The organism is Aeromonas sp. SCS5 (assembly GCF_001887375.1).
Taxonomy (GTDB): Bacteria; Pseudomonadota; Gammaproteobacteria; order Enterobacterales; family Aeromonadaceae; genus Aeromonas; species Aeromonas jandaei.
The window spans coordinates 64,899-80,994 of record NZ_LFCS01000016.1; the positions used below are offsets into that span (position 1 = coordinate 64,899).

General features: G+C 57.6%; 12 protein-coding genes and 4 tRNA genes. 6 read left to right on the top strand and 10 right to left on the bottom strand.

Features of this window, described 5'->3' with window-relative positions; all coding sequences use genetic code 11:
* Positions 1-317 precede the first annotated feature (317 nt).
* The 5 genes from gorA to BS300_RS18665 all read right to left on the bottom strand — a co-directional run bounded on the left by gorA (position 318) and on the right by BS300_RS18665 (position 8,653).
* Positions 318-1,667 (bottom strand): glutathione-disulfide reductase, encoded by a 1,350-nt coding sequence (gene gorA / locus BS300_RS18645; RefSeq protein ID WP_071914558.1) that lies wholly within the window; start codon positions 1,665-1,667, stop codon positions 318-320.
* 76 nt (positions 1,668-1,743) lie between these two features.
* Entirely contained in the window at positions 1,744-3,711 is a 1,968-nt protein-coding gene (locus BS300_RS18650; protein WP_071914560.1) for an ATP-binding protein, read from the bottom strand.
* A gap of 119 nt (positions 3,712-3,830) precedes the next feature.
* Positions 3,831-6,911: a multidrug efflux RND transporter permease subunit gene (locus BS300_RS18655; RefSeq protein ID WP_071914561.1), complete on the bottom strand. Its 3,081-nt coding sequence runs from the start codon at positions 6,909-6,911 to the stop codon at positions 3,831-3,833.
* 15 nt (positions 6,912-6,926) lie between these two features.
* Positions 6,927-8,060 carry an efflux RND transporter periplasmic adaptor subunit gene (locus BS300_RS18660; protein WP_071914563.1) on the bottom strand — a complete coding sequence of 378 codons (1,134 nt, stop codon included), beginning with the start codon at positions 8,058-8,060 and terminating at the stop codon, positions 6,927-6,929.
* Positions 8,057-8,653, bottom strand: a complete 597-nt coding sequence (locus tag BS300_RS18665) for a TetR/AcrR family transcriptional regulator (RefSeq protein WP_071914565.1) — start codon at positions 8,651-8,653, stop codon at positions 8,057-8,059. The genes BS300_RS18660 and BS300_RS18665 overlap by 4 nt, the downstream gene beginning before the upstream one ends.
* 252 nt (positions 8,654-8,905) lie before the next feature.
* On the opposite strand from BS300_RS18665, the gene BS300_RS18670 reads away from it, so the two are divergent.
* The 6 genes from BS300_RS18670 to BS300_RS18695 all read left to right on the top strand — a co-directional run bounded on the left by BS300_RS18670 (position 8,906) and on the right by BS300_RS18695 (position 10,557).
* Positions 8,906-8,982: transfer RNA gene (locus tag BS300_RS18670), tRNA-Arg, on the top strand.
* A 51-nt stretch (positions 8,983-9,033) separates the two neighbouring features.
* A tRNA-His gene (locus tag BS300_RS18675) sits at positions 9,034-9,109 on the top strand.
* Positions 9,110-9,129: 20 nt separating this feature from the next.
* A tRNA-Leu gene (locus BS300_RS18680) sits at positions 9,130-9,215 on the top strand.
* 63 nt (positions 9,216-9,278) lie between these two features.
* Positions 9,279-9,355, top strand: a tRNA-Pro gene (locus tag BS300_RS18685).
* A gap of 222 nt (positions 9,356-9,577) precedes the next feature.
* Positions 9,578-10,018, top strand: a complete 441-nt coding sequence (locus BS300_RS18690) for an RICIN domain-containing protein (protein WP_043851694.1) — start codon at positions 9,578-9,580, stop codon at positions 10,016-10,018.
* Positions 10,015-10,557 (top strand): lectin, encoded by a 543-nt coding sequence (locus tag BS300_RS18695; RefSeq protein ID WP_239693842.1) that lies wholly within the window; start codon positions 10,015-10,017, stop codon positions 10,555-10,557. Before BS300_RS18690 ends, BS300_RS18695 begins: the two co-directional genes overlap by 4 nt.
* A gap of 33 nt (positions 10,558-10,590) precedes the next feature.
* On the opposite strand, the gene BS300_RS18700 is transcribed toward BS300_RS18695, so the two are convergent.
* The 5 genes from BS300_RS18700 to spoT form a co-directional block, all read right to left on the bottom strand.
* On the bottom strand, positions 10,591-11,403 hold the full coding sequence (locus tag BS300_RS18700; protein ID WP_041210824.1) for a Cof-type HAD-IIB family hydrolase: 813 nt from the start codon (positions 11,401-11,403) through the stop codon (positions 10,591-10,593).
* A gap of 89 nt (positions 11,404-11,492) precedes the next feature.
* The gene (locus BS300_RS18705) at positions 11,493-12,533 is read right to left on the bottom strand and encodes an alpha/beta fold hydrolase (protein WP_071914567.1); all 1,041 of its coding nucleotides are present in this window, start codon (positions 12,531-12,533) and stop codon (positions 11,493-11,495) included.
* A complete protein-coding gene (locus tag BS300_RS18710) occupies positions 12,533-13,195 on the bottom strand; it encodes a CatB-related O-acetyltransferase (protein WP_071914569.1) in 663 nt (220 codons plus the stop codon). The genes BS300_RS18705 and BS300_RS18710 overlap by 1 nt, the downstream gene beginning before the upstream one ends.
* Complete coding sequence (gene trmH / locus BS300_RS18715; protein ID WP_071914571.1) at positions 13,195-13,926, bottom strand: tRNA (guanosine(18)-2'-O)-methyltransferase TrmH; 732 nt, start codon at positions 13,924-13,926, stop codon at positions 13,195-13,197. Before trmH ends, BS300_RS18710 begins: the two co-directional genes overlap by 1 nt.
* Positions 13,927-13,971: 45 nt before the next feature.
* Positions 13,972-16,089, bottom strand: coding sequence for a bifunctional GTP diphosphokinase/guanosine-3',5'-bis pyrophosphate 3'-pyrophosphohydrolase (spoT, locus tag BS300_RS18720; RefSeq protein WP_043851698.1), 2,118 nt, complete (start codon positions 16,087-16,089; stop codon positions 13,972-13,974).
* Positions 16,090-16,096 lie beyond the last annotated feature (7 nt).

Below are 16,096 nucleotides of genomic sequence, written 5' to 3' on the forward strand. Positions count from 1 at the left end.
CGCGCAGCAGATAGACCATCAAGGCGAGGACCAGCAGCAGATATAGCCAATTCATATCGACTCCATTGAGATAATTAGCTGCGAGAGCCGATGTAAAACCATATCGACTCTGTTGGTGTCATTGACGCTGAAATGGTAAGAAGAACCGGCGTAAAGGCGCCATAAAGCGCCATGTAGCAGGCGTAAAATCGGCGTAAAGAACGACGCTTTTGCGAGGATTCTGGTGGCGAGGCGGGATCAAAAAACCCGGCCTGAGCCGGGTTTGAACGCTGGTGGATGAAGATGACCTGATAGTGGCAGGTCAGCCTGCAACGTGCTTATCGCATGGTCACAAATTCTTCTGCGCTGGTCGGATGAATGGCGACGCAGTTGTCGAAGTCCGCCTTGGTGGCCCCCATCTTCATGGCGACGCCAAAGCCTTGCAGGATCTCGTCCATGGCAAAGCCGATGCCATGCAGACCGACCACCTTCTCTTCAGGGCCGACGCAGACCAGTTTCATCCGGGTAGGTTGGCGATGCTGGGTCAGCGCCGAGTACATGGCGGTGAACTGGCTGCGATAGACCTTCACCTGATCCTCGCCGTATTCGGCGATGGCTTCCGGCTCGGTCAGTCCAATGGTGCCGATGGGCGGGTGGCTGAAGACCACGGTCGGCACCAGATCGTAGTTGAGGTGCTCGTTGGGCTTGTTGTTGAACAGCCGCTCGGAGAGGCGTCGGCCCGCTGCGACGGCTACCGGCGTGAGCTGGATGCGACCAGTGTTGTCACCTACTGCATAGATGCTGGCAACGGCAGTATTCTGGAACTTGTCGGTCGGGATAAAGCCCTTCTCGTCCAGTTCGATACCGGCGGCGGCCAGATTGAGGTTGTCGGTAGCCGGGACGCGACCGATGGCCCAGATCAGGCAGTCTACGGTGAGGTGGCGACCATCTTCCAGCTGCAGGGTCAGGCTGTTGTCAGCGTTCTTGAGCACGGCCTTGGGAATGGCGTGGGTATGCAGCTTGGGCCCTTCCTGCGCCATGATTTCGACCAGTGTCTCGTGGATCATGGGATCGAAATTGCGCAGTGGGGCGTGCTTGCGCACCACCAGATGGGTTTCTGAGCCCAGTGCCTGCATCACCCCGGCGATCTCGACGGCGATATAGCCAGCACCTACCACGGCAACCCGCTTGGGTTGTACCTGCAGCTCGAAGAAGCCGTCGGAGTCGATCCCCAGTTCGGCACCCGGGATGGCCGGAATTTCCGGGCGGCCACCGGTAGCGATCAGGATGTGATCTGCGGTGTATTGCTCACCATTGACCTCGATCGTGTTGCTATTGACGAAGCGGGCGAATCCCTTGATGACGGTGATCTGGTTCTTGCCCAGCACATTCTGATAGGAGGTGTGGATACGGCCGATGTAGGCCTGGCGGGACTCGACCAGCTTGGCCCAGTCGAAGTGGTTGAGAGTGGTGTCGAAGCCGTAATCGGCGCCATATTTCAGGGCATCGGCAATCTGGCCGGCATACCACATGGCTTTCTTCGGGACGCAGCCTACGTTGACGCAGGTTCCACCCAACTCTTTGGCTTCAATCAGGGCAACTTTCTTACCGTACATGGCAGCCCGGTTGGCAGAGGCGATACCGCCGCTGCCGCCGCCGATGGCGATATAGTCAAAATGCTGTGCCATTGCGAGGTTCTCCGCTCATTAAGAATGCAATCACAGCATGATGGGGATAAAGCGGCTGGCTCACAAGAGCCAGCGCTCAGTTATGTTGGATCGGCAGGCGAATATGGAACTCGGCGCCGTTGCCCGGTTCGCTGGCACAGTGGATGCGGCCGCGCAGCAGCTGCACCACCAGGTTGTAGATGATGTGAGTACCGAGGCCGCTACCGCCCTGGCCCCGCTTGGAGGTGACAAACGGATCGAAGATGCGTGGCAATATCTCCGGCGGAATGCCGCGACCGTTGTCGCTGTAGTCGATCTGCAACTCTTCTCCCTGCTGCTCTACCTTGATGGTGATCTTCTTGGGTTTGTCCCAGTTGTCGAAACCATGGTTGATGGAGTTGAGGATCAGGTTTGAGTAGATCTGGGTAAAGCTGCCAGGGAAGGAGAAGATCGACAGCTTGGGATCGCATTGGATATCGACTTCGCACTGGGCCTTTTTCAGCTTGTGACCGAGGGAGACAACCACCTGATGGAGGTTGTCGGCGAGGCTGAAGTTGTAGCGAGCCTCCGATGACTGATCGACTGCCACCTGCTTGAAGCTGGCAATCAGTTCGGAAGCGCGGCGCAGGTTGCCTTGCAGCAGCTGCATGGACTCGTCGAGGTTGACGGTGAACTCGTTGAGATAGGAGCGTGACAGCTGTTTTGACTCAATGTGCGACTTGAAGTCGGCAACCCGCTCCTGCAGATAGGAGGAGGCGGTCACACTGATACCGATCGGGGTGTTGATCTCGTGGGCCACACCGGCCACCAGTGAACCGAGGGAGGCCATTTTTTCCGACTCTACCAGTGTCTGCTGAGCCTGCTTCAGATCGTCGTAAGCCTTGCCCAGCTGGGTGTTGGCTTCGCTCAGGCTGCGTGTCCGCTCGGCAACCTTGCCTTCCAACTGCTCGTTGAGCTGGATAATCTCCCGCTCGACCTTTTTCAATTGGGTGATGTCATAGCCAAACCCGATCTGGTATTTGAGGTTGGGCCCTTCGTAGAAGGGGACAAAAGTCCACTGCAGCACCAGTTCATGGGCTTGCTGGTCATGCATGATGACCACCTTGTCGGCGAGTGAGCCTTCTGCCGAGAGAATATTGCTCAGCTCCTGACGTTGGGCGTTGCTGACAAAGAGATCGAGCCAGTTGTGTTGCAGCAGCTCCTGTTGGTGGTAGCCGGTTAGCAGGATGGCTGCCGGGTTGATGCTGGCGATGGTGAGATCTGGTTCCATGCAGCAGATAACCATGTTGGCCGAATTGATCAGCGTGGCAGAGAAGTCGCGCTCCTGTTGTAACTGCTCCACGGCCTGATGGCGAGCCAGCAGCTCATCGCGCAGTCGGGTGCGCATCTGGTTGAGAGTGGCGACCAAGGTATCCAGCTCATCAGGCTTTTTGCGGGGCAGGGGGCGCCCTTCCAGCTCAAGCTCCATGTCCAGTCGGTCCAGATTGAACTTCTGGGCATAGCTGGCGATGCGGTTGATGTGACGAACCACCAGATAGTAAATGATGATCAGGATGCAAAACGAGACTACCAGAGTCTTGATAGTCTGGCTGACCATGATCAGCACCGATTTCTCGATCAGGCGCTGGTAGATCTGCTCCAGCGAGGCGGCTACGAACAGCTTGCCGACGACTTCGCCTTGATAGGTGAGGTTGAATTCGCGGGAGATGTCGTAGCTTTCCCGCTCCACCCCCTGGGTCAGTAGCGGGACTTCGGAGTTGCCGAGCATCTCCTTGACCATAACGAACTGCATGTTGGGCAGGTTCATGATGCCCTCGATCTGTACCTTCACCTGCTCTTCATCCAGGTTCCACAAGCTGGCGGCGATAGGTTGCAGAAAAGAGGCCTCGATCTGGCCGATGCTGTCTTCGATAACGGCAACGTCCTTGCGGTAATCCCAGGCAAGTTGCAGTGCAGTGATGATCATCGCCAGTACGGTACTGCAGACCAGAATATAGGAGAGCAGACGGTATGAGAGTCCGTTACTGCCGACGGCCCTGGCGGTCTTGAAGAAATGTCCTGACATGGCGTCCTTGCGGTCTGGATGTGATGTTTTTTAGTTTAACTGCTTCATGGACTTATGTCGTCTTTCCTGCAAAGCATAAAAAAGGCCCCGTTACGGGGCCTTTTGCTTGAGATGAACGCTTAGTTTCCGCTGTTTGCCTTGGGAGGAATGGTCTCGTCAAAGACCGGCAGCGGTTTGTGCTCGGACGCCAGGAAGGTGTAGATAACCGGCAGTACGAACAGGGTGAACAGGGTGCCGATGGCCAGACCGGCCACGATGACGATACCGATACTGAAGCGCTGGGCGGCCCCTGCGCCTGCTGCGTAGAGCAGCGGGATCAGACCGGCAATCATGGCGGCTGTGGTCATCAGAATTGGACGCAGACGCACTTTGGCTGCCTGCATCACGGCTTCCATCCGGTTCATGCCGTGCAACAGCTGCTCCTCTTTGGCTACCTCGCAGATCAGAATACCGTGTTTGGTAATCAGACCCACCAGGGTGATGAGGCCCACCTGGGAGTAGATGTTCATGGTCGCCAGACCCCATGCGAGCGCGATCAGTGCACCACTGATGGCCAGCGGAACCGAGACCATGATAACCAGCGGGTCGCGTACCGATTCGAACTGGATGGCCAGCACCAGAAAGATGATGGCCAGTGCCAGCGCGAAGGTGGCGTAGAGCGCATTACCTTCGGTAACGAACTGGCGAGCTTCACCCATGAAGTCGTAGCGATAGCCTTGCGGCAGCTTCTCGTCGGCAGTGGTCTTGAACCAGTTGATGGCGTCACCCATGGCAACCCCGGGCGCCGGAACGGCACCTATGGTGGCGGAGTTCAGCTGGTTGAAGTGGGGCAGGGCGCGTGGCTCACCGACCACTTCGATGCTGATCAGGCTGCCAAGCGGGATAGACTTGCCATCAGCGGCGCGGACGTAGTAACCCTTCATGGATTCCGGGTTGAGGCGGTATTTGCGCTCGACCTGCGGGATCACTTCATAAGAGCGGCCATCCAGGTCGATACGGTTGACGTAACCGTCCGCCATCATGGTGCCCATGGTGATACCTATGTCCTGCATGGTGATGCCGTAGGCACCCGCCTTGTCCTTGTCGATCTTGATCTTCATGGTGGCAGAGTCGTAGTTCAGATCGAGATCTGAATAGACGAACTGACCATTGCTCTCGGCCGCGCTCAGCATCTCGCCAGCCACCAGGAACAGACTTTCGAAGCTGTTCGGGGTGGTGATGACGAACTGGATCGGCAGGCCGCTGGAAGCACCCGGCAGTTCAGGGAACTGGAAGGTGGTGATGGCCATACCCGGGATGTCTTTCACCAGTTTGGCAACGCGATCCAGCACCTCTTTCTGGCTCGCTTCACGCTGGCTCCAGGGCACCATGGAGGCAATACCGAACGCTTGGTTGGAGTTGAATACACCGGAGAAGACCTGGGAGTAGGCGATTTCCGGCTGCTCATCCAGGATCTTGTTCACGTCCGCCATGGTGTTTTCGATGTAGTCCAGGTTGGCGTTGGAGGGGGCTGTCCCCAGTACCGCCATTACCCCTTTATCTTCCGATGGTGCCAGCTCACTCGGGATGAACTTGAACAGCAGCGGCAGGCTGGCGAAGACGATGATGGCAAAGACTACTACCACGATGCGTTTTTGCATCACGGCATGCAGCATGCGGTCATAGCGATCGGTCATCCGCTCCAGCAGGTGGTGGACTGTGCTCTCGAACTTGCTTGGCGTTTCGTTGGCCCGGAGCATCTTGGAGCACATCATCGGTGACAGAGTCAGGGCGATGATACCCGAGACGAACACGGCGCCCGCCAGGGTCAGGGCAAACTCCTTGAACAGCGAGCCGGTGATACCGCCCATCAGGGCGATCGGCGCGTATACCGCCGCCAGCGTGACCGTCATGGCGATAACCGGCACGGCGATTTCGCGAGTACCGATAATAGCTGCCCGGAAGGGCTCTTCACCCTCCTTGATGTGACGGTCCACGTTCTCCAGCACCACGATGGCGTCATCCACCACCAGACCGATGGCCAGTACCATCGCCAGCAGGGTCATCAGGTTTATCGAGAAGCCGAACATGTCCATCATCATCACCACACCGATAAGACTGAGCGGGATGGTGATGATCGGGATGATGACCGCGCGGAACGAGCCCAGGAACAGGGTAATCACCACCAGTACGATGGCGGCCGCTTCCAGAATGGTCTTGATAACCTCGCTGATCGATTCGTTGATGGCGATGGTGGAGTCATACAGCACGTTCACCTGCATGGTGCTCGGCATGTTGCGTTTCAGACTCGGCAGCAGCTCCAGTACATCGTGGGCGATGTTGATGGGGTTGGCAGTCGGTGCGGCGTTGACCGCCATAACCACGGCTTCACGGCCGTTGGCGCTGGCGCGATAGACGTCGTGGCTCTTCTCCATCGTGACCTTGGCGATGTCGGAGAGACGGATCACCTTGCTGTCACGGCTGGCTACCACCAGACGCTTCAGCTCTTCGATATCACCGACCTGTGTTTCAGCATTGCCGTTGAAGAGGGTGAAGTAACCGGTCGCCTGACCCGTGGCCGACTGATAGTTGTTGCTGTTGAGCACAGTCATCACGTCGCTGGCGGTCAGATTGAACGCCGCCATCTTGGCCGGATCCAGCCATACCCGCAGCGCAAACTTCACACCACCGTAGAGGTCAACCTTGGAGACCCCGCCGACGGTAAAGAGCTGCGGTTTGATAACCCGCTCCAGATAGTCGGTGATCTGGCTGGAGTTGAGCTCCGGGCTGGTGAAACCGAGGTAGAGCACCGCTGTCGTTGAACCGGTGGAGGAGGTGACCGAGGGGTCTTCCGCCTCTTTGGGCAACTGGGAGCGCACCGAGTTGACCTTGGCCAGGATGTCGGACAGCGCGGCATTCGGGTCGGTGTTGAGCTTCATGTAGGCGGTGACGGTGGAGCTGCCCAGCTGGCTTGAGGAGGTCATGAAGTCGATGTTGTCGGCTTGCGCAACCGCCTGTTCGAGCGGCTGGGTGATGAACCCCTGGATCAGGTCGGCACTGGCACCGTAATAGCTGGTGCTGACCGTGATCACCGTGTTGGTCACCTCGGGGTATTCCCGTACCTGCATCTTGAAGACTGCCTGAAAGCCCAGCAGGGCGATCAGGAAGCTGAGCGAGATTGCCAGCACGGGTCGTTTTATGAATATGTCAGTAAATCGCATCGCAGATCTCCGCGCTTACAGCATCGGGGTTTGTGCCGGAACGGCCAGAGCATCGTTCTCGACCACATGCACCTTGGTGTCATTGCTCAGACGAACCTGGCCTGACAGTACGATCTCGTCGCCAGCCTGGATGCCGGAGAGCACGTGCACGTCATTGCCACGGCGCTCACCCGCCTTGACGACTACCTGCTTGGCGCGTTTGACCATCACCTTCTTGCCTTCTTTGTCGGTCTCTTCGCTCTCTTTGAGCACGTAGACGTTCTGACCATAGAGAGTGAAGGAGATGGCAGACTGCGGCACCACGATCTGGTTCTGTACGGTTGGCAGGATGATGCTGGCGCGGGCAAACATGCCGGAGCGAAGCTGGCCATCGTTGTTCGGGATATCTGCCTGCACCTGGATCAGGCCGCTCTGGTAGTTGACGGCAGGCTCGATGGCGGTGATATGGCCATCAAACTGGGTCTGGGGATAGGCATCCACATTGATTTTGATGATCTGGCCCAGCTTGATTTTGGAGATATCGGTCTGGGGCACAGTGAAACGCAGACGCATCACGCTGGTGTCTTCCAGACGCACGATATCGGTACCCGGTTGCAAGTACTGACCAAGGAAGACATTGCGCAGACCGACCACACCGCTGAAGGGGGCGCGGACTTCACGACGGGCAATGGTCGCCTTCAGACTCTCGATATCCGCTTCCAGCGAACGATAGGCTGCTTCCGCCTCATCCAGCTGCTCTTTGGAGATGGAGCTGGTCTTATAGAGGTTCTGGAAACGGTCGAATTTGGCTTTTGCCGCCGGCAGCTTGGCCTGGGAGGCGCGCAGATTGGCCTTCTCCACGCTGGAGTCTAGGCTCAGCAGCAGCTGGTCAGCCTTGACCGGCTTGCCTGATTCGAAAGTGATGGTATCAATGGTGCCTGACAGTTCGGTCGAGAGGGTAACCCCCTGATTAGGCTCGATAAAGCCGATCGCCTCGATGGTCGGGATCCAGTCCTGCGCCTTGGTTACCATGGCCGTTACCGGGAATTCAGGCTCCGGCCGGTTGGCCATGTATTTGGCAATCATTTTCTGTTTAAACAAATTGAAGCCGATGACGCTGCCAAACAAGGCGATCGCTATCAGCAACATAATGGCCATCCACTTTTTCATGAACAGGCTCCTGAGGTGGAAGTATTGGGAGATAAAATTGCATTCCAGCTGGCACGAATAACAGTTTCCAACTGCTGTTCGGTCAGCATGATCTTGTGAACCCCGCACTGCAGGGCCAGGTGTACCACACTGTCCAGGCTCAATACCTGGAGTGCTCGTATCGGTAAATCAATAAACAATTCTTGCTCAACACCTCGCTCAAAAAATCTGTCCAGTGGCTCCCATGCCGATAGCAGAACAGGATTGGTGGCCAGCTCGGCCCCGAGGGGTGAGCTCTCATACTGTAATTTGCATTTCAGAGCGTTGGGTTCGTTCACAAAAATGGCATGAATATTGAGCCATAATTGTCGAAATTGTTGAAATGAAACTTCATTAAAATTCACTTCTCTTATGACCAGCGGCACGCACTGCAATATCGTGTGCTGATGCAACTGTCGAATCAGATCATCCTTGTCATTGAAGTAGCGATAGATGGTGCCGGCGGCGACGCCGGCTTTCTTGGCGACTTCGGCGATCGACAGGCCATGAAAACCCCGTTCACCCAGCACCTCGTGGGCTGCATTGAAGATGATCTCTTTCTTGTCGTGACTCATCAGAATGAACTCGTGAATGAACGTTCATTCATTCTAGGTGGGGAAGAGATCAAGTCAAGGCGGCAACATGGTTAATACGGAAAATAGCGCCGGAAGCGATCATCCAGGCGAAGCAGCGGGTGTGTTGTTGGGGGAAAAATGAGCCAAAAACGCTCTGTTTGCTTGAAAAAACAACGCTTGGCGCAAAGGGACAAAAAAAGTGTAGACAAGTATGCCCCCCATCATTAATATTGCGCCCCGTTCGACAGCGTAGCGCCCGTAGCTCAGCTGGATAGAGCGCTGCCCTCCGGAGGCAGAGGTCACAGGTTCGAATCCTGTCGGGCGCACCATCCAAAGTGCGCCGGTTAAACGGGCGTTGTTGTAGAACGAAAACAGCTGTGGTGGCTGTAGCTCAGTTGGTAGAGTCCCGGATTGTGATTCCGGTTGTCGTGGGTTCGAGCCCCATCAGCCACCCCATTTTACAGCTTGTCAGGTACGCGAAGGTGGCGGAATTGGTAGACGCGCTAGCTTCAGGTGTTAGTGCCCCCCGGGTGTGAGGGTTCGAGTCCCTCTCTTCGCACCATACTTGCTGTATAACGAGGATGACCATAAGGTCGTCTTTGTTTTTTGTAAGACAAAATATTCTCGGTGATTAGCGCAGCCCGGTAGCGCATCTGGTTTGGGACCAGAGGGTCAAAGGTTCGAATCCTTTATCACCGACCACATTCTGAAAAACCTCGCTTCGGCGAGGTTTTTTGCTTTCTGCCGCTCCTATCCTCGTTTTCCACGTTGCTGTAACGTCTGTTTACACTCTATCCGGACAGTCTTGCCCTCTCTTCAGTTATCCTGCCAGCTGGAGTCCTTGGTGACCGGATGTCACAGACCTCTTTCAGGCTTGTTTTTATGCATAACAGAATTTCGATTTTCTCCCGCTACCCCGCACTTATGGCGGCCATGGTACTGGGTGGGTGTACCCTTAAACCGCCATCGACCGATGAGATGCTGAGCACGATCGTGGTTGCCCATCCGCAGAGCGAGTCTGCTCCCTCACTTTTGCTGACCAACAACGGTTTTTGTGTCGGCATTGCCCGTCAGCAGGCGGTGACACAGGTTTGCACTGATAAAGATGCACAACCATTGGAGTGGGATCTTGGCGAGTTGAAGTTGCAGCAGACCTGCTTGCAGGCCAAGAACAGCAATGAGCTGATGCTGGCGCCCTGTGATGGCCATGCGCAGTGGGTGTGGCAGGAGGACAAACTCTTTAACAGCAAGGTCTCCCGTTGTCTGGATGTCGCTGGCCGACGTCACTTTGCGAATACGCCTCTGCGCCTGGCCGACTGTTACGGTGGTGCCAACCAGAGCTTTCTGGTCGGGGGGATTGAATGATTCGCCCGTCACCTCTGATTGCTGCATGTCTGTCGCTCTCTCTGGGAGGGTGCCAGAATCTCGACTCTTCTGATCTGCTGTTGGGCACTGTGGTGATTGGCGCCATCGGTGCTGCTGCGTATTACGGCCACAAGCAGGAAAAGAAAGAAGCTCGCGCCCGGGAAGAGCATGGTGGGCAAATCGTGGCTGCCAATGGCAAATGTCTCGATATTGCCGGTGGTGTGCGTAATGGCAACCGCTTGCAGCTATGGGATTGTCACGGCGGGGATAACCAGCGTTTTCGTCTTGATGGCAATGCCATAAGGGTTGGCGACAAGTGTCTGGATGTTGCCGGTGGCGGACGCGATTCTGGTGCCAAGGTGATTGCCTGGGATTGCCATGGTGGCGACAACCAGCAGTGGCGCTGGGAGCGAGATCGGCTCATGAGCCGCAGCAGCAAGCTCTGTCTGGATGTTGCTCAGGGGGGAAGCGCCAATGGCACTCCCCTGATCCTCTGGCAGTGCCACGGCGGTGACAACCAGCGCTTTCGGCGGAAGTAATAAAAACGGGAACCCGATGGTTCCCGTTTTTATTTAGCTGGCGACCGGTTCCAGTTCGAAACAACGCTCCAGATAGACGGCAACGCCATCTTCATCGGAGGTGAGTGTTTGCTCATGCTCCGGTAGTGCCATTTTCAGGCGGTCGTGGGCGTTACCCATGACGATGCCGCGACCCACCATGCTCAGCATTTCGAAGTCGTTCATGCCGTCACCGAAGGCGATGGCCTGAGACATCTCCAGCCCGTGTTGCTCCAGTACGGCGCGCACGGCATTGCCCTTGTGGACACCGGCGTGCATCACTTCGAGGCAGTCCGGCAGGGAGAAGGTGACGTTGAGCTGGTCGCCGTAGCGCTGGTTGAGGTGTGCCTCGATCTTCAGCAGCTTCTCGTGGTCACCGATGTAGAAGACCTTGTTGATCTGCTCCATCGACTCCTGTTTCAGGTCATCGACCAGACGATAGGTGAAGCCGGATTCGTCGTGGAATTGCAGCAACCAGGGCAGCTCCTCCTCGACCACCCAGTCATCGCCCTGATAGACGTTGAGATGGATGGATGGGTCACGTTCGAGCGCAACCAGCTCGGCGGCGATGTCAGTCGGCAGCGGCTGGTTGAACACCAGTTTGCCCTGTTTGTCATGCACCACGGCGCCGTTGGAGGTGATGAGGTAGATATCCAGACCCAGCGCATCGCGGAAGCTGCGTACATCGACGTGGTGACGGCCGGTGGCGACCACGAATTTCACGCCCTGCTCAACCAGACGGCGGACGGTCTCCCGGGTACGGGAGGAGATCTGGTGCTGCTTGTTGAGCAGAGTTCCATCGAGATCGGATACAACTACCTTGAACATCTTTACCTCGGCATCAATTGAAAGCGGGGGCAGTTTACCCCAGCCAGCATGGTCACCCCATTTATTTAGGGTTACAAAAAATAGCCAGCCTAGTAGCGGGCGAAGAAATCGAGCATGGCGGTCAGTGCGGGCTGGCGCTTGTCGTCGGATTCGATGAAGAGCTCGTGCCAGGCCCCTTCAATTCGCAGCGGCTTGCCCCCTTCGCAGTTGGCTTTGGTGCAAAATGCATCCTGCGCCGCGTTGTCCACCACGCTGTCGTTGCCAGCCTGCAGCAGCAGCAGCGGCGTCTTGATGGCGCCCGCATCGGCGATGGCGGCATCGGCACCGGTGATCCCCTGATAAATCCAGTGGGCGGTGGCCCCCCCCAGCTTGATCTGCGGGTACTGCTCATAAATCTGGCGGAAAGCCTGATAGCGGGATTGGCTGTGAGTCAGCTCGTTATCGGCAAAGCCATGATCCTGATAGGGGCCCTGACCCGGCCCATAGGGTGGTTCGCCAAACCAGCCGCCGACTGTGCCTATGGTGGTGGCCAGTCCCCTGGCCAGCCATTTGGGCAGGCCGCCCAGATTGATGCCCAGCATGGGGGAGGAGAGCACGGCGGCGCGAATATCATCGGGCCAGCGCTCCAGATAGCGGGCCGAGATGGCCCCCCCCATGGAGTGAGCCAGCAGGAACAGCTTGGCGGGCTTGTCCTCCATGATTATCTGGTCGTGAAACTGCTTCATATCGACGACATAATCGTCGAACTGGTCGACATATCCCTTGTCATGGTCGCTCAGCATGCGGCCGGACATCCCCTGACCACGATGGTCGATAAGGTAGAGGCTGTAGCCCTGGCGCCAGAGATCCCACGCCAGCTCCTGATACTTGAGGTAGCTTTCTACCCGGCCGTTGACGATCAGGATGGCGCGATCAACCTTCTCCTGTCGCAGCGCGGCATAGCGGATGGCGACGCCATCCTTGCCCTTGAACTCTCCTTCTATGGCATGCTGGCGCCAGAAGTCGGGCAGGGTTTGCTGGTAGAGGGTGGGCACATCGGCTTCGCTGGTGAGCTGATAGGGATTGGTCACGGCAAGGGCTCCGGCAGAAAACAGGGTCAGGGCCAACAGGGGGATCGAGAGGGATTTCATCAGGCACACTCCGTTTGCCAGTATTGATAAAGCATTGCGATGTCACCGGAGCAGAGCAGCGACATGGCGCTTTGCAGTGTGGGCAGAGGCCAGTCCCACCACTGCATCTCTTGCAGCATGGCGATCTGCTCATCGCTGAAACGGCGGCGGATCTGTTGGGCCGGATTGCCGCCGACTATGGTGTAAGGGGCCACATCCTTGGTCACCACGGCGCGGGTGGCGATAACGGCGCCATCACCTATGGTGATGCCGGGCATGATCATCGCTTCCGAGCCGATCCAGACATCGTTGCCTATCCGGGTATCTCCTTTGCGCAGAAAGCCACTGCGGGCCCCTTCGCCAAAGGTGTCGGGGTTGAACGGAAAGGTGGAGACCCAATCCAGCCGGTGGCCCTGATTGCCTGCCAGCATGAAGGTGGCGCCCGAGGCGATGGAGCAGAACTTGCCGATAATCAGGCGATCTACTTCTGTACCCCACTCGCCGCTGTCCCAGCTTGCTCTGGTCGAGCCATCCCCGAGTAAATAACGGACACAGTGATCCTCGAACGGCTTGCCGTGGTAGTAGCCGGAGTAGTAGCTGTAGTCGCCGGCCTCTATGTTCGGGTTGGTCAGGTGATCCCGGATGATTTGCGATTCCAGCCAGCTGCCAAAAGGGTTCTCCATCACTCCTCCTGTATGTCGTCCTGCTCGATCTGCTGGGCCCAGCCTTTGCGGGTCAGCTGCATCCGTTGCCACCACTCTTCGTCTGCCAGAATTTCACCGGCAGGGCCGAGCTGGGGGTAGGGCATCTCTTTCTCTTTGCAGAGCTGGGCATAGATGGGATATCCCCCTTCGAACAGGATGCTGTTCTGCTCCTCCAGCGTGAGCGGGCAGCCGCGTTGATAGCAACCAGCCAGCTCGCGCTGGCGCTGCGCCTCGTAGAGGATGGCGGCTGCAGCCACCGAGACGTTGAGGGACTGCACCATACCCACCATGGGGATAACGATATGGTGATCGGCCAGGGCCAGCGCCTCTTCGCCGATGCCGTGTTTCTCCTGTCCCACCAGAATGGCGGTCGGCTTGGTGTAGTCAATGGCGCGAAAATCGACCGAGCTGTCGGAGAGATGGGTTGCCAGGATCTGCATGCCGGAGGCTTTCAGCTCGGCTACCGCGCTACCGATGTCCGGGTGCAGTTTCACATCCACCCAGTTCTGGCTGCCACGGGCGGTGCCCTTGCGCTTGTGGATCCAGGTTTTGGGCCAGACGGCGTGTACCCGGTGGATACCGATAGCATCGGCGGTACGCACGATGGCAGCCAGATTGTGAGGTTTGTGCACCTCTTCCATACAGACAGTCAAATCGAGCTGACGCTGGGCCAGCATATCGGTGATGCGCTTGAAGCGTTCGGGGGTCATGGTTGTCTCTTAAAAAGCAGCAGGCGGCTTGCGCCGCCTGTGTGATCAGTTCTTTTGCCGGCTCACCTTGAGCACGTTGGGCATGACGCGGATCTTGCGCATGATGTTGGCCAGATGGATACGGCTCTTGGTGGTGATGAGCAGGCTCACCTGATAGACCCGGCCATCCTTCTCCTCGGTACTGATGGCGTGAATGTTGGCACCGGTGGCGGCAATCACGTTGGCCAACTCGGCCAGCGCACCCTGATGATTGATGATCTCGATGCTGATGCCGGTGCGGAACTCCTGTTCCTGCTCCTTGTCCACCTCCCACTGCACCGGCAAGTACTTGTCCGGCTCTTTGCTGTAGCCTTTGATGTTGCGACAGGCTTCCTGGTGGATCACCAGACCCTTGCCCGGGCTGATGTGGGCGATGATGGCATCCCCCGGGATCGGGCGGCAGCAGTTGGCGAAGGTGACCAGCATGCCGTCGGCACCCTTGATCGGCATCTTCTTGCTGCTGGTTTTGGGCTGTTCTTCTGGCGGCAACTCATCCCCCAGCATGCGACGCGCCACCATCACGCTCATGGCGTTGCCGAGACCCACATCGGCCAGCAGCCCCTGCAGGTTCTCGTGCTTGGTATCGGCCAGCACCTGTTTGATGCGCGGCTCGGGAATGTCTTCGATATTCTTGGCGCCCAGCGCATGGTTGAGCAGGCGGCGACCCAGCACCACCGACTCTTCGGTGCGCAGGTTCTTGAGGAACTGGCGGATCTTGGAGCGCGCCTTGGTGGTCACCACGAAGTTGAGCCAGGCCGCGTTGGGACGGGCGCCCGGCGCCGTGATGATCTCTACCGTCTGGCCCGAGTGCAGCGGGCTGCTGAGCGGGTAGGGGTGGCGATCGACCCGCGAACCGACGCAGGCGTGGCCGATATCGGTGTGCACCGTGTAGGCAAAGTCCACCGGCGTGGCGCCAGCGGGCAGCTCCATGATGCGCCCTTCGGGGGTAAAGACGTAGATTTCGTCGGGGAAGAGGTCGGTTTTGACCCCCTCGATAAATTCAAACGAGCTGCCAGCGCTCTGCTGCAATTCCAGCAGGCTCTGCATCCAGCGCTGGGCGCGGATCTGGGCGGTAGTGCCCGAGCTGTCGCCATCCTGCTTGTAGGCCCAGTGGGCAGCAACCCCTTTATCAGCCATCTGATCCATGAACTCGGTGCGAATTTGCACCTCGACCGGCACCCCGTGCGGCCCCACCAGCGAGGTGTGCAGCGACTGGTAACCGTTGGTCTTGGGGATGGCGATGTAATCTTTGAAGCGGCCCGGGCGCGGCTTGTAGAGGCTGTGCATCTGTCCCAGCACCCGGTAACAGGTATCTATGTCCTTCACCTTGACCCGAAAGGCGTAGATATCCATTACCTCATGAAATTGCAGCTCTTTTTTCTCCATCTTGTTGTAGATGGAGAACAGGTTCTTCTCGCGGCCACTGACCTGATGCTCGATCCCCGCCTCTTTCAGACGACCGCTGATTTCGCTCTGGATGGAGTCGATAATCTCGCGGCGATTGCCACGGGCGCGGCGCACCGATTCGCGCAACACGCGGGAGCGCATGGGATAGAGCGCCTCGAAGCCCAGCTCTTCCAGCTCGTTCTTCATGGTGTGAATACCGAGGCGGTTGGCGATGGGGGCGAAGATTTCGAGGGTTTCCCGGGCGATGCGGCGGCGCTTGTCCGGCCGTAGCGAGCCCAGGGTGCGCATATTGTGGGTGCGGTCGGCCAGCTTGATCAGAATGACCCGGATATCCTGGGTCATCGCCATCACCATCTTGCGGAAGTTCTCGGCCTGAGCCTCTTTGCGATCGCGAAACTTCAGCTTGTCGAGCTTGGAGACCCCGGCTACCAGCTCGGCGACCGCATCGCCAAACTGTTCGGCCAGATCGGCCTTGGTGATGGGGGTATCCTCAATGACGTCGTGCAGCACGGCGGCCATCAGGGTTTCATGATCGAGGCGCATATCGCCCAGAATTCGGGCTACGGCGACGGGGTGGGTGATATAGGGCTCGCCACTGGAACGCATCTGTCCCTGGTGGGCATCACGGGCCACCACATAGGCTTGCCTGAGCTTCTCGACCTGCTCGGGCGGCAGGTAGGAACTGGCTATTTCTTTAAGATTTTCAAATAAATACAAGACAGTC